16 protein-coding genes are annotated in these 13827 nt (G+C 68.0%); 1 reads left to right on the forward strand and 15 read right to left on the reverse strand.

Features of this window, described 5'->3' with window-relative positions; translation table 11 throughout:
• Nucleotides 1-65 precede the first annotated feature (65 nt).
• From ftsH to thpR, 15 genes are all read right to left on the reverse strand, one after another.
• A complete protein-coding gene (gene ftsH, locus ACOOGH_RS09295; RefSeq protein WP_420448644.1) occupies nucleotides 66-2015 on the reverse strand; it encodes an ATP-dependent zinc metalloprotease FtsH in 1950 nt (649 codons plus the stop codon).
• Nucleotides 2016-2127: 112 nt separating this feature from the next.
• Complete coding sequence (hpt, locus tag ACOOGH_RS09300; RefSeq protein ID WP_420448645.1) at nucleotides 2128-2691, reverse strand: hypoxanthine phosphoribosyltransferase; 564 nt, start codon at nucleotides 2689-2691, stop codon at nucleotides 2128-2130.
• Nucleotides 2692-2708: 17 nt separating this feature from the next.
• A complete protein-coding gene (tilS, locus tag ACOOGH_RS09305; protein WP_420448646.1) occupies nucleotides 2709-4010 on the reverse strand; it encodes a tRNA lysidine(34) synthetase TilS in 1302 nt (433 codons plus the stop codon).
• Between the two features lie 83 nt (nucleotides 4011-4093).
• The gene (locus ACOOGH_RS09310; RefSeq protein ID WP_420448647.1) at nucleotides 4094-4345 is read right to left on the reverse strand and encodes a hypothetical protein; all 252 of its coding nucleotides are present in this window, start codon (nucleotides 4343-4345) and stop codon (nucleotides 4094-4096) included.
• On the reverse strand, nucleotides 4342-4899 hold the full coding sequence (gene frr, locus ACOOGH_RS09315; RefSeq protein WP_420448648.1) for a ribosome recycling factor: 558 nt from the start codon (nucleotides 4897-4899) through the stop codon (nucleotides 4342-4344). Before frr ends, ACOOGH_RS09310 begins: the two co-directional genes overlap by 4 nt.
• A gap of 26 nt (nucleotides 4900-4925) precedes the next feature.
• On the reverse strand, nucleotides 4926-5648 hold the full coding sequence (pyrH, locus tag ACOOGH_RS09320; RefSeq protein WP_420450100.1) for a UMP kinase: 723 nt from the start codon (nucleotides 5646-5648) through the stop codon (nucleotides 4926-4928).
• Between the two features lie 32 nt (nucleotides 5649-5680).
• Nucleotides 5681-6538: a translation elongation factor Ts gene (tsf, locus tag ACOOGH_RS09325; protein WP_420448649.1), complete on the reverse strand. Its 858-nt coding sequence runs from the start codon at nucleotides 6536-6538 to the stop codon at nucleotides 5681-5683.
• A gap of 45 nt (nucleotides 6539-6583) precedes the next feature.
• Nucleotides 6584-7591 (reverse strand): 30S ribosomal protein S2, encoded by a 1008-nt coding sequence (rpsB, locus tag ACOOGH_RS09330; protein WP_420448650.1) that lies wholly within the window; start codon nucleotides 7589-7591, stop codon nucleotides 6584-6586.
• Between the two features lie 23 nt (nucleotides 7592-7614).
• On the reverse strand, nucleotides 7615-8010 hold the full coding sequence (gene rpsI, locus ACOOGH_RS09335; RefSeq protein ID WP_420448651.1) for a 30S ribosomal protein S9: 396 nt from the start codon (nucleotides 8008-8010) through the stop codon (nucleotides 7615-7617).
• Nucleotides 8011-8043: 33 nt separating this feature from the next.
• Entirely contained in the window at nucleotides 8044-8481 is a 438-nt protein-coding gene (gene rplM / locus ACOOGH_RS09340) for a 50S ribosomal protein L13 (protein WP_420448652.1), read from the reverse strand.
• A 72-nt stretch (nucleotides 8482-8553) separates the two neighbouring features.
• Nucleotides 8554-9354, reverse strand: coding sequence for a sigma-70 family RNA polymerase sigma factor (locus ACOOGH_RS09345; protein ID WP_420448653.1), 801 nt, complete (start codon nucleotides 9352-9354; stop codon nucleotides 8554-8556).
• A 12-nt stretch (nucleotides 9355-9366) separates the two neighbouring features.
• The gene (lepB, locus tag ACOOGH_RS09350) at nucleotides 9367-10047 is read right to left on the reverse strand and encodes a signal peptidase I (RefSeq protein ID WP_420448654.1); all 681 of its coding nucleotides are present in this window, start codon (nucleotides 10045-10047) and stop codon (nucleotides 9367-9369) included.
• Between the two features lie 255 nt (nucleotides 10048-10302).
• On the reverse strand, nucleotides 10303-11793 hold the full coding sequence (locus tag ACOOGH_RS09355; protein WP_420448655.1) for an aldehyde dehydrogenase family protein: 1491 nt from the start codon (nucleotides 11791-11793) through the stop codon (nucleotides 10303-10305).
• 59 nt (nucleotides 11794-11852) lie between these two features.
• Nucleotides 11853-12500 carry a hypothetical protein gene (locus ACOOGH_RS09360; protein WP_420448656.1) on the reverse strand — a complete coding sequence of 216 codons (648 nt, stop codon included), beginning with the start codon at nucleotides 12498-12500 and terminating at the stop codon, nucleotides 11853-11855.
• 48 nt (nucleotides 12501-12548) lie between these two features.
• Nucleotides 12549-13166 carry an RNA 2',3'-cyclic phosphodiesterase gene (gene thpR, locus ACOOGH_RS09365; protein WP_420448657.1) on the reverse strand — a complete coding sequence of 206 codons (618 nt, stop codon included), beginning with the start codon at nucleotides 13164-13166 and terminating at the stop codon, nucleotides 12549-12551.
• Between thpR and ACOOGH_RS09370 the strand changes: the two genes are divergently transcribed.
• On the forward strand, nucleotides 13165-13803 hold the full coding sequence (locus ACOOGH_RS09370; protein ID WP_420448658.1) for an anthranilate synthase component II: 639 nt from the start codon (nucleotides 13165-13167) through the stop codon (nucleotides 13801-13803). The two genes, thpR and ACOOGH_RS09370, sit on opposite strands and share 2 nt — an antisense overlap.
• The last annotated feature ends 24 nt before the right edge of the window (nucleotides 13804-13827 follow it).

The raw sequence follows: 13827 nt of genomic DNA on the forward strand, positions 1-13827 counted from the left end.
ACCGCCAACCCGCCAGGTGCGCGCCGGCCCGACCGTCGAGAGCCCCATTCCGCGCGCCCCGAGGTCTAGGCCGGGGCCGGGGCGGGCTCGCCGCCGGCACCCTCCAGTGGGCGCTCGCGCTGCGGCGCCGGCTCAACCGCCACGGGCTCGGCCGCCGGCCGGGCAGGTTCCGAGACCGGAGCCGGCAACTTCTTGCCCTCTTCGAGCAGCTTGATGTCTTCCGCATCGAGGGTCTCCCGGTCCAGCAACGCCTCCGCGATCTCCTCGAGCAGCACCTGATTCTTTTCGAGGACGGTACGTGTCGCTGCGTACGATTCGTCCAGGATGCGTTTGATCTCGCCGTCCACGAGTTCGGCCGTCTTCTCGCTGACCTCGCGCCGCTGCGAGAGATCCCGCCCCAGGAAGACCTCCTGTTCCCGGTCTCCGACCGACATCGCGCCCACGGCCGGCGACATCCCGAACTGGGTGACCATGCGGCGCGCCAGATCCGTCGCCCGCTCGATGTCGTTGCCCGCGCCGGTCGTGATCTTGCCGTTACCGAACTTCATCTCTTCGGCCACCCGCCCCCCGAAGAGCATCTTGAGCTGGCCCTCGAGCCACTCCTTGGTGTAGTTGTGGCGGTCCTCCTCGGGGAGCGATGCCGTGATCCCGAGAGCACGCCCGCGCGGGACGATCGTCACCTTGTGGAGCGGATCCAGGCCCGGGACTCGGAGGGCGGTCACGGCATGCCCCGCCTCGTGGTAGGCCGTGACGCGGCGCTCCTCGTCCGAGATGACCATGCTGCGCCGCTCGGTGCCGAGCATGACCTTGTCCTTGGCCCGCTCGAACTCCTCCATGTAGACGCGATCCTTGTCGTCCCGGGCCGCGATGAGCGCGGCCTCGTTGACGACGTTCTCGATGTCCGCGCCCGAAAGCCCGGGGGTTCCCTTGGCCAGGACCGCGAGGTCAACGTCCTCGGCGAGCGGGATGTCCTGCGTGTGCACCTGAAAGATCCCTTCGCGCCCCTTGATATCCGGGTTGTCCACGACGATCTGGCGGTCGAAGCGGCCCGGACGCAGGAGCGCCGGATCGAGCACGTCCGGCCGATTCGTCGCCGCGAGGAGGATGACGCCCTCATTCGACTCGAACCCGTCCATCTCGACGAGCAGCTGGTTCAGGGTCTGTTCCCGCTCGTCGTGCCCGCCGCCGAGACCGGCCCCGCGGTGGCGGCCGACCGCATCGATCTCATCGATGAAGATGATGCAGGGCGCCTGCGCCTTCCCCTGCTCGAACAGGTCGCGGACGCGGGAGGCGCCGACGCCGACGAACATCTCCACGAAATCGGAGCCGGACATCGAGAAGAACGGACGTCCCGCCTCCCCCGCCACGGCTCTGGCGAGGAGCGTCTTTCCGGTCCCCGGCGGTCCTACGAGCAGTGCTCCCTTGGGCAGGCGTCCGCCCAGGCGCGAGAACTTTCGCGGATCCTTGAGGAACTCGATGATCTCCTGCAGTTCGTCCTTCGCCTCATCACACCCCGCGACGTCGGCGAAGGTGATCTTCGGCGTGTCACCGCTCAGGAGCCTGGCCTTCGACTTCCCGAAGCTGAACGCCCGCGATCCCCCGGCCTGCATCTGCCGGAAGACGAAAAGCCAGAGCCCGATGATGAAGATCCAGGGAAGGATGGAGATGAAGACGTTCAGCCAGTTGCTGCGCGCGGGAAGCGTCTCGATTTCGATGTCGGCGGCGAGGAGTTCGCTCATCAGTTCGTCGCCGATCTCCCGCGTCGGCAGGAGGAGATGGAAGTTTGCGATCTCCGCCTCGTCGACGGTGATCACACTCCTCAGCTCGCCCTCCACTTCGCCGGTCCCGAGGCGCACCTGGATCGACTCGATGTTCCCCTGCGTGATCTGCTGGCGGAACTGCGTGTAAGTTAGCGTCTCCCTGCCCTCGCGGGCGCCCCCCATGAACTGGAGGAGGGCGACGGGAATCAGAATCAGCAGAGCCCAGAACGATGCGGTCCTGAGCCATCGGTTCATGCGGCTCGAGGAATCGCTGCTGTCCGGCCTCTGCGGCTGGTCTTGTCTCATTTTGATCTATTCCGACCTGTTCCGGCTCCGATTTCTCGCCTGCGGCTGTCTCCCGTACGACTCACGTACGGGGACACGCGATAAACGGAAGGTGACGAAAATCCTCCGCGTGATCCAACCCATACCCCACAAGGAACTCATTTGGTGCATCGAAGCCAACCCACCGGGGCTCCCACTCGAGGTCCGGCGCAATGCGTTTGTGCAGGAGCGCGCAGATCTCGAGGGAGGCGGGGCCCCGCTCGGCGAGCCCGCCACACAACTGATTAAGCGTCGTGCCGCTGTCCACGATGTCTTCGACGACGATGATATGCCGGCCGGCCATCGGAGCCCGCGGGTCATAGAGCAGTTCCACGGTACCCGAACTCTTCGTGCCCTTGCCGTAGCTCGAGGCGACGAGGAAGTCGACCTGGAGCGGCCGCCGGATCTGGCGGACCAGATCGCCGAGGAACACGAACGAACCCTTGAGCAGCCCGAGCAGCAGGACGTCGGCGTCCGGCGGGTATGCGCCGGCGATCTCCGCCCCCATGTCGGCAACGCGTTCGGCGATCTCCGACGCGGAGTAGACGATGCGTCCGAGAGGCTCACCCCCGGTGTACTCCGTGAACTCGCGTTCCGCAGTCGTCATCGCGCCGGTCTCGGTGATCAGTGAAGGCAATGGACTCCCATGGCAAGCCATGTTCCCTCGGGGTCGGAGGGTTCGAGAACCGACCGGGAGTGTCCGGCCACCCACAGCACTCTCCGGTCGGCGTCCTCGACGACCGGCACGCTCGCGCGATCCGAGGCCGGCACGCGGCGCTCCATCAGCAGCTTCGTGACCTTGCGCGACCCGGCGGCCGTGCGGATCCGGTCGCCGGACTGCGGCCCCCGTACACGGATCGGAAACCGGACCTCGTCGGCGGGGAAGGCCGACGCCCAGCGTTCCGTGCCCTCGAGGGCACCCCAGCGAACCTCGTACTCGCTTCCGCCGAGGCGGATCGGCGCTCGCCCGGCTCTCGCCGCCCCCGCCCGGTCGATGTCGAGCTCGCGGTCGGGCGGCACATTCCGCGTGCTCCGTACGTGGATCCGGTCGAACTCCCGCTCGACCCGCAGACCAGCCGCGATGTCCACTCCATGCCCGCTCTCTCCCATGCCGATGAAGGCGGCGCCCGCCCGGGTCCCGCGCCGGGACAGCAGGAAACCCATGTCCCGGGCGACCCTCCGCAACATGCGTCCGCGAGCGGCCCGATCATACCCCAGCAGTGCAGACCGGGCAATTTGCACTCCACCGGCGTATTCCCGGTATTCCGCGGTGGCGAGGAGCCGTCGGGCGCGCGCCTCCAGCCCGCCCTCCGCGACGAGAGCGTTCCGGCCGAGTTCCGCCAACAGTCGTCGGACGGCGGGATCCGGTTTGGCCAGCGACGGGAGAAGCCCGTACCGCACCCGCGAGCGCCGGTAGCGGGGATTCCGGTTCTCGGGGTCCTCCACCCACTCCCGTCCCGCAGCCCGCAGGTAGTCCCGCAGCTCCCCTCGTCCGAAGCCGAGCAGCGGTCGCACAAAGGCGCCGCGCCGCGCCGGGATACCGGCCAGGCCGCGGAATCCGGGACCACGCAGGAGGTTCAGCAGAAGCGTCTCCACGTCGTCGTCGCAATGGTGCGCGAGGGCAACCCGATCGGCCCCGGTCCGGCGCCGCGACTCGGCGAGGAACGCATACCGGGCCGCCCGCCAGTCCGCCTGGCCACCCTCGAGGCCGTCTGCTCTGCCCACCTCGCAGGGCACGCCGGCCCGGCGGCAGAGTTCCGCTGCCCGCGCGGCCCCTGTGGTGCTTTCCGGGTGGAGGCCGTGGTCGAAGTGGGCCGCGCCCAGCTTCAGCGGCCAGGATTCACCCAGCGAAAGGAGGAGGTGCAGGAGCGCGAGCGAGTCGGATCCGCCGGAGAAGGCCACGAGGACGGAAGAGCCTCGCGGCAACAGCTCCGGAGCCGCCTGGAGCACACGCCGCAGGCGCGCCTCCACGCCGGTGCCCGCACTTGGCGGGGCCTGGGCGCGGAGCGTCAGGACTCTCCTTGCGCTGGGCTGTCGCGCCAGGCCGCCGGACCGCGGCGGAAGTCCAGTTCCTCGGCCACGGAAACCCCGAACTTCGGCTCCTCCGGCAACTGGCCGAACGCGACCTCCGGCGGGGAGTCGGCGGGGGGATCCCCGGAGGGGGTCCCGGATCGGCCGAGTTTGCGCCCGTGCTCCCAGACGCGATCCCGCCCCCTTACGTATGCCCGCAGGGCACTGGCCACATCCCTGGGCCTGCTCAAACCTCCATCACCTCCGCTTCCCTCCGCACCAGCATCTCATCGATCTTCGCGACGTACTCGTCGGTCTGCGACTGTACTTCGGCCATCGTGCGGCGGCAGATGTCCTCCCCGACCTCTCCCTCCCGCTGCATCTTCAGAAGCTGGTCGCGTGCCTCGTGCCTCGCCCGCCGGATCGACACCCTCCCCTCCTCCGCCATCCGGTGCAGGATCTTGACCAGTTCGCGCCGGCGCTCCTCGGTCAGCGGGGGGACGGGTACGCGGACGACCGCTCCGTCCACCGAGGGGTTGAGCCCCAGGTCGCCGCTCTGGATCGCCCGCGCGACGTCGCCGGCGATGTTCGGGTCATACGGCTGCACCAGGAGCATCGTCGGCTCGGGGGCGCTCACGTTGGCCACCTGCCGCAACTGCACGATCGAGCCGTACGCCTCGACCCTCACGCCATCGAGAATCGCCGTCGTCGCCTTGCCCGTACGTACGGTGGCGAATTCCCTGGCGATCGCCTCGATCGCGCTCTCCATCGCCAGAACCGCGTTCTCCAGCGTCTCCTCCGGCACCGTGCCCTCCGATCTTCGCGAATCCGTCAAGACTCGGGTGCGGCCGCTGCTACGAGCGTCCCGATCCTCTCGCCTCGTAACGCTGCCAGGATTGCACCCGGGCTCTTGATGTTCAAGACGACGATGGGCAGCGAGTTGTCCTTGCACAGCGAGATCGCCGCCGCGTCCATGACGCCGAGTTCACGAGTCATCACCTCGAGATAGCCGATCTCGTCGATGAGCGAGGCCTCCGGATCGATCTCCGGATCCGCCGTGTAGACGCCGTCGACCCGCGTCGCCTTCATGATCACGTCGGCTTCCATCTCGATCGCCCGAAGCACGGCCGCCGTATCGGTGGAAAAATACGGGTTTCCCGTACCTCCGGCGAAGATCACGACCCTTCCCTTCTCGAGGTGGCGCAGGGCCCGACGCCGGATGTAGGGCTCCGCGAGCGCCTCCATGCGGATGGCCGACATGACCCGCGTCTCCACGCCGGACTGTTCGAGCATGTCCTGAAGCGCCATCGCGTTGATCACGGTCGCCAGCATGCCCATGTAGTCCGCGCTCACCCGATCCATGCCGCGCGCGCTGGCCACCGTGCCGCGCATGATGTTGCCGCCGCCCACGACGAGTCCGAGGCTCACGCCGCTCTGGTGGACGCGACGGATTTCGTGCGTGAGTTCCTCGATGACGGGTGGATCGATCCCGAAACCCCGGTTCCCGGCGAGCGACTCGCCGGAAAGCTTCACGAGGGCGCGGCGATACTTCAGATCGCCCGCGCCCCCGGAAGCCCGCTCGAAACTCAGCCGCCCACCTCGAAGCGGACGAACCGCCGAACCGCCAGGTCTTCTCCCGCCTCGCGCAGGACGTCCCTCACCTTCATATCCGGGTCCCGCACGTAGGCCTGCCACAGGAGCGCGTTCTCCTCATAGAACTTGCGCATGCGGCCCTCCACGATCTTCTCCGTAATCGAGGCCGGCTTGCCCTGCTCCAGCGCCTGTTCGGTCAGGAGCTTCCGCTCACGTTCGACCTCTTCCTCCGGAATGTCGTCGGGCGACACGCCCCGGGGATTCGTGGCCGCGGCGTGCATCGCGATCCCGCGCGCCGCCTCGATCGCCGCGTCCCCGGAATCCGACACCTCCACCAGCACGCCGATGCGATTCCCGAAGTGGACGTACGACGCGAAAGCCCCGTTCTCACCGAGGTCATAGCGCACGGCGCGTCCCACCTGGACGTTCTCTCCGACCTGGACCCGCAGTTCGTTGAGGCGGCCCTCGATCGCGTCTCCGCCCTCGATCTGAAGCAGCGCATCGCCCTGCACCGTCTCCCCGTCCTGCACCGGGAGGTCGTGCAGCCGATCCGCCAGATCCCGCGAGAAGCCCTCGAACGCCTCACTGCGCGCGACGAAGTCCGTCTCGCTCAGCACCTCGACCATCGAGGCGCACCCGTCCCGTATCTCGATGCGGATCGTGCCCTCCGATACCGCACGGGCCTCGCGCTTCGCCGCCTTGGCCGCGCCCGCCTTCCTGAGCAGGTCGATGGCCCGCTCCGCATCCCCCTCCGATTCGATGAGCGCGCGCTTGCAGTCCATCATCCCGGCGCCTGTCCGGTCGCGGAGAGCCTTCACCGCCCCGGCCGTGATCTGCGTCATTGTCTCCATGTCTCCTTCCCAAAAAAAAGGGGCCACCGAAGCGGCCCCTTGCGGTCACTTCTCTTCTGACTCCACCTCTGCGACGACTGCCGCTTCGGCACCCTCCGATCCGGCGTCCGCCGCGGGCTCCGGGTTGTCGGCCGTTTCGGCCTTCGCATCCCCCTCAACCGTCTCGGCCTTGGCGTCACTCTCCGCCGTCTCGGCGCCTCCGTCGGCGCTCTCTATCACGGCCGGGTGGTGCAATCGCTGTGCGATGACCTCGGGACGCGGCTTTCGCCTCGGCCTCCGGCGTCGCGAACTCCCGGCGGCGTCGGCAACCCCTCCGGCGTCGCTCGAATACGTGTACGCCTTCGACTCGGCTTCTTCTTTTCCGGCCTCGGGGATCTCGCGGCGCGACGCCTCCACGACATCCGCCACTGAGCGTGTGATCAGGGAAACCGAGCGAATCGCGTCATCGTTACCCGCGATGGCGATCGTGAGGAGATCCGGATCCGCATTCGTGTCCGCGATCGCGACGACCGGGATGCCGAGGCGGTTCGCCTCGCGCACCGCGATGTCTTCGCGGGTGGAATCCACCACGAACACGAGCCCCGGCAGCTTCGTCATTTCCTTGATGCCGGACAGATAACGGTCGAGCTTCTGGCGCTCCCGCTCGAGGAGCAGCCGCTCCTTCTTCGTGTAGAACTCGAACGCCCCCTCCTCGACGCCCCGCTCGAGTTCCTTCAGGCGCGCGATGTTCTTCTTGATCGTCTGGAAGTTGGTGAGCATCCCGCCCAGCCACCGTTCCGTGACGTAGAAGGACCCGCAGCGCTCGGCCTCCCCCCGCACGACGCGGGCGAGCTGCGGCTTGGTGCACACGAAGAGCACGGACTTGCCCGCGACGATCGTCTGGCGCACGAGTTCGTGAGCCCGTTCGAGTTCCCGCTGTGTCTTCTTGAGATCGATGAGGTAGATCCCGCCGCACTCGGCGAAGATGTATTTCCGCATCTTCGGGTTCCAGCGATGTGTCTGGTGCCCGAAGTGTACGCCCGCCTTCAAGAGGTCCTGCAACTCGACGCCCATGCGTTCGGCTTTCCGCCTTCCCGCTATCGTTTGGAGAACTGGAAGCGCTTGCGCGCCTTGGGACGACCCGGCTTCTTTCGCTCGACGATGCGGGGATCGCGGGTCAGCATGCCGTGAGACCGCAGCGTACGCCGGCGGTCCTCATCCATCGCGACGAGGGCGCGCGCAATGCCCAGGCGCGTGGCCTCCGCCTGACCGGTGACTCCACCCCCGCGAACCCGGACGGCGATGTCGTACGACGTCCGCGCCCCCGTGACATCGAGGGGCGCCGCGACGAGCGAACGGTGCCGCGGGATCGTGAAGTACTCTTCGAACGGTCGACCGTTCACCTTCACGAGGCCCACGCCACGCTTCATCGTGATGCGCGACACCGACTTCTTCCGACGTCCGACCGACTGGACCTGTTCCGTTTCCGCCAACTCTCGTCTCCCTGGCAGTCCCGCGCTCTCCCGCTACTCCGAGATGGTCTCGAAGGGGCGGGGGCGCTGGGGCGCGTGCGGATGCTCCGGCCCCGCGTACACTCTCAGTTTTCCGAGCATCTGCCGGCCGAGCGTGTTCTTCGGCAGCATGCCCTTCACGGCGAGCTTGATCACCCGGTCGGGGTGTCGGTTGAGCATGCGCCGGAAGGGGATGAAGCGCTCCCCGCCCATGTAGCCGGAATGCCGGAAGTATTCCTTCTGATCCGCCTTGTTCCCGGTCAGCCGCACACGCTCCGCGTTCACCACCACGACATAGTCGCCCGTGTCGAGGTGCGTGCTGTAGATCGGCTTGTGCTTTCCGCGAAGGACGGTCGCGATCCGGGTCGCGAGACGGCCGAGCACCTGGTCCGCGGCATCGACCACGTACCAGTCCCGTTCGATCTCTCCCGCCTTCACCGAGTACGTCTTCATTCGTTCTGCCCACCTCAAAAAAACCGCCCGGCGGGACGGATGCCGAGCGCGTGAAAATGATAGCCCGTGAAGCTATTCAGCGTCCCGCATGAAGTCAATCTTCCGTGAGGACGCATCTGCGCGGCCACTGGCGGGACGCACGGGCGGGGCGGAGCGGCGGCAGGCGGTTCCGGCGCGGGGTGCACCATCATTGACGAAACGAACGAGTCCGGACCGTTCGGCGCCCGCGCGCAGCCGCGCAAGGCCGCGCTCCCTGAGGTGGCGTGTTCGTTCGCGGGACACGTCGAGCGCCCCCGAGATCTCGGTCAACGTCTGCGGTCCCTCGAAACCGAGACCGAAGTAGCGGCGCACCACCTCCGATTCGAGCGGCGGGAGGTCGGCCAGGCTCGCCTCGATAGCCTCGCGCAGCCGTTCCCGAATCACTCCGGCCCCGGGCTCGGGCGTTTGCTCGTCCGCCAGCAGTTCCTCGAAGGTGCAGGCGCCCCCCGGGGCCATTTCGTCGAGCGAGAAGCGGTGCGGGGCGAATTGGCCGGACGGCCGGCGGTCGTCGTCAGCGGCGATGGCCTGCGTAATCGCCCGCCGCACCCAGTAGTGCGCGTAGCTGATGAAACGGACGCCGCGCTCCGGGTCGAAGCGGTCCGCGGCGTGTACGAGCCCGAGGTTTCCTTCGTTCACCAGATCGGCCAGCGGGACGCCGCGCCCGCGGTAGTAGCGCGCGACCGACACGACGAAGCGGAGATTCGCGCTTACGAGCCGCCGCCGCGCGGTCTCATCACCGGCCCGACAGCGCCGCGCCAGTTCCACCTCATCTTCCGGCCCGAGCAGGCCTTCCCGACCGATATCCGCCAGGTAGCGGTCGAATATCCGGACCATTGCCCGTCGACCTCAGTCGACGCCGCGCAGTAATCGGCCCCAGCGGATCTCGGTGAGCCATGCCCATGGGCCCCTCGGTGCGCGATCGTACGAGTAGTACACCAGAAAGGGTCTTCCCCGGATCGCATCCCTGGGCACGAAGCCCCAGTAGCGCGAATCCTCGGAGTTCGACCGGTTGTCGCCCATGACGAAGTAGCTGTCCTCCGGCACCACGAGGGGGCCCCAGTTGTTTCGGGTCGTCACGTACCCGGCGCGGCGCGCCCCATCGGTCAGGAACCGGCGCTGCCAGGAGAACTTCGGACTGGGGGCGTCGGGGAAGTTCGACGCGGCCTTGACATAGGGCTCCTCGAACGGCACGCCGTTCACGAACAGCCGCGCCCGCCGCATGCGGAGCGTATCCCCGGGCATGCCGACGATTCGCTTCACATAGTTCGTGCGCGGGGGCTGTTCGGCGGACTCGGGCGGCTCGAACACGACGACATCTCCGCGCGACGGCTCGCCGAACGCGGGAAACTCGAGGTCGGTACCGGGGATCTCGGCCCCGTACACCATCTTGTTGACGAGGAGGAAGTCGCCGATCAGGAGCGTGTTCTCCATGGACGCGGTCGGGATCTGGAAGGCCTCGACCACGAAGGTACGGATGAAGAGAAACAGGATGAGGGCGATGAATATCGACTTCGTCCACTCCCACATCCACCGTCCGACGGACCCGTCACCACCGCGACGGGCTCGGGTCGTCGGAGCCCGAAACCTGCGAACTCTCCCGCGCCCGACCCCCTCTTCCACCCCTTCTTCCGTCTCGGAATCGGCTCTCTCAGCCGGTCGTTCCTCCATTCCACCCCTCCCGGTTCGGCAGACCGGTGGCTGGCGCTCCCGTGTCGAGCGCCACATCCGGCCCCACACCTGATGAGGTACGCGTAGATCTCAACGCGGTCTCACCGCCGCGTCTCACCAATCGACATCGATCTGCGCGCGCTGCAGCGTCCCGCTGTAGTCGACGTACGCCACCTTCGTTTCCGTATAGAACTCGTAGACTTCCCACCCGCCCTCGCGGTGTCCGTTCCCCGTGCTCTTCACGCCGCCGAAAGGGAGGTGGGCCTCCGCGCCGATGGTGGGCGCGTTCACGTAGGTGATCCCGTTGTCGAGTTCCTCCACGGCACGGAAGGACGCGGACACATCCTGCGTGTAGATCGAGGAGGACAGCCCGTACGGGACTTCGTTGTTGATCTCGAAGGCTTCTTCGATCGTGTCGAAGCGGATCACGGATAGCACCGGGCCGAAGATCTCCTCGCACGCGGCCCGGTGTCCTCTCTCGACGTCTGCGAGGACCGTCGGCTCGAAGAACCAGCCGCCGGCGAGAGCACTCTCCCCGGGGCGTCCGCCCCCTGTCGCGACCGTGGCCCCCTCCTCACGGGCGATCGCCAGGTAGCGTTCGCACTTCTCGCGAGCGGCTTCGTGGATGAGCGGACCCACGTCAACGCCGGCCTCCAGCCCGTCGCCGAGGCGGAGCGAGCGGGCTTCGTAGCACAGGCGGTCCACGAATTCGTCGTGAATGTCGCTCTGCAAGAGGAGACGGCTCGTCGCGGTGCAGCGCTGCCCCGTCGTGCCGAAGGCGCCCCACAGCACACCCTCGAGAGCGAGGTCGAGGTCGGCGTCCGCCATGACGATCTGTGCGTTCTTTCCGCCCATCTCGAGGGAGAGCCGCTTGTGCATGCGCCCCGCGATCTCGCCGATCCGGCTGCCGGTCCCGGTGGATCCGGTGAAGGAGAGACCCGGGACACCGGGGTGTTCGACAATGGCCTGCCCGATCGTCTCGCCCCGGCCGTGCACCAACTGCACGCACTCGGGCGGCAACCCGGCCTCGAGCAGGATCTCGACGAAACGGTGCGCGCTGTGCGGAACATCCTCGGATGGCTTGTAGATGATGCTGTTCCCGCACAGCAGCGCGGGAAAGATCTTCCAGCTCGGGACCGCGACCGGGAAGTTGAAGGGGGTGATGATCCCGAACACGCCGATGGGACGCCGGAACGACATCGCCCACTTGCTCCGCAGCTCGGAGGGCGCCGTGCGTCCGAACAGACGCCGGCCCTCGACCGCCGCGTAGTACGCCGTGTCGATGGCCTCCTGCACGTCGCCGCGCGTCTCGTCGAGCACCTTGCCCATCTCGCGGGTGGCCGTGCGGGCGAGGTCCTCCTTGTGCTGCGTGAGCAGGTCCCCCGCCTTCTTGAGCACGAGCCCCCGTTCGGGGGCCGGCGTCCGGGACCACTGCTCGAAGCCGCGCTGCGCGGAGGCCACGGCGGCGTCCAGTTCCGCCGCGCCGGTGTCCGGGAAGAGGCCGATGAGGTCCGACGTGCGCGCCGGGTTCCGGTTCTCGATGTATTCGCCGCTGGCGGGCTCGACCCACTGGCCCGCGATGTAGTTGAGGAACTTCTCAGCCATTGCCGGAGAGACTCCGCCTTCGGGTTCAGCGCGGGCCGCCCGCCGGGTTGCGGACAACGCTAGCGATTCATGAGGAGGACGATCTCCTCGTTCTCCACCCGGACCTCGACGACCGTCTCGGGGATGTCGAAGAGCACGGTTCGTCCGTCCGCACGCAACCCCAGTTGCTGGGCGGCCATGCCCAGCATCATCGGGGGCACGGGGAGGACGCCGGCCTGGAGACTCACGAGATGGAGGCGCCCCTCGCCGATTTCCCCCACCTCCGGGAGGACCTCTCCGGCGACCCGGGCGGAATCCCCGAGCATCCTCGTCAGGGTCGCCGCCGCGTCCGCGGCGATCGGGAGCTGCGTGAAGTCGAGCATGACGGAGAAGGCGACGGTCGAGTCGCGCAGTTCGACGGCGGGCTCTCCGACGCCGGCAGGCAGGCGGGGGGTCAGCTCGTAGCGTACGTAGCTCTGGAGTTCCGTCTCCGTGAACCGCGTCTCGGCCGTACCGCCGCCGCCCGCCAATTCCTGCAGGGCCGTGTCCACCTGTGCCGCCGCCTCGGGACCGAATTCGGGGGTGGAGTCGACGACGACGATCTCATCCGCGCCGATGTTCCCGAGCCACGCCTCGATGTCGTCCCGGAAGATCCAGCCGGCGATCAGCAGAATCAGCAGGAAGGTGAGAAAGCCGAGACCTGTGAAAAGCCTCCGGAAGATACCCATTTCGACCGCCTCCGACCGGAATCGGGGAAAGTTGTCTGCCACACAACACTAGCACGTCGCTCCAGGGGTGGCGTCACCGGGGCCGCCAGCCAGCCGGCAGGCGGCGATTTCGGTGTGCCTTGCGCCGCGGGGCAGAAGTTCGCTCCGCATCAGGGACACGCGCCGGACATCTGCGGTGGCCTCGAAGCGGACACCCGCGACGGCGCCCGCCAGACCTACGGGCGGCGCGGGGCGACGGATTCGCCCCACGGTCACGTGCGGACGGTAAGGACGCGGGTCGGGGGCCACACCGACGCGGACCACGGCCTCTTCCACGGCCCGTTGCAGCGTGGCGAGCGCGGGAGTTTCCTCGACGCCGACCCAGAGGACGCGCGCGCGCCGGTGGGACGGAAAGACGCCGGCGGCGCGCAGCCGGATCGGGAAGGACGGCCGCTCCGCGACGGCGGCGGCGATCCCCCGCGCGAGCGGCGTCTCGAGGCCGCCGTCGACTTCCCCGATGAAGCGCAGTGTGAGGTGCAGTTGCTCCGCGCGCACCGGCCGCACGCCCTCCAGTGCCCGCAGGGTCCGGCTCGCGCGCGCCAGATCCTCACGGATCGTGGAGGGGAAGAGGACGGCCACGAAGAGCCTCGACCGAGCGTCGGGAGAGACATATCCTGCGGCTGCCATGATCCTCCTCATCGACAACTACGATTCGTTCGCCTTCAACCTCGCACGCTATCTCGAGGAACTTGGGGAGACCGTGCAGGTGCGGCGCAACGATGACGTCGATCCGGCGACTCTGGGAGATGAAGGTTTCTCGCACATCGTCATCTCGCCGGGTCCCTGCACGCCCGCCGAAGCCGGTGCTTCCGTCGACGTGGTCCGGGCGGTGGGCGCGGAGATCCCGATTCTCGGCGTCTGCCTCGGGCACCAGTGTATCGCCGCGGCGACCGGGGGACGCGTCGTCCGGGCCGCGCGTCCGATGCACGGCCGCCTGTCGGCGATCCGGCACGAGGGGCGCGGCCTCTTCGCGGGACTGCCCTCGCCGCTCGAAGTCACGCGCTACCATTCGCTGGTTGTGGATTCCGGGGCGTCGGGAACCGGACTCCGGGTCACGGCCCGCACGGAGGAGGGCGAAGTCATGGCCCTCGAGCACGTATCGTGGCCGGTGTGGGGCGTGCAGTTCCATCCGGAAGCCGTACTGACGGCTGGGGGACACCGGCTGCTCGGGAACTTTCTCTCACTCGGGAGGGGGGACATTCCCGCCTCCGAGCCCGTGGAAGCCGGCCTCTGCCCCGAGCTGCCGGCCGCCGCGCTCCGCTAGACGCGCTGCCCTGTACGCGCTGTG

It is taken from the genome of Candidatus Palauibacter sp. (assembly GCF_965213655.1).
Lineage (GTDB): Bacteria > Gemmatimonadota > Gemmatimonadetes > Palauibacterales > Palauibacteraceae > Palauibacter.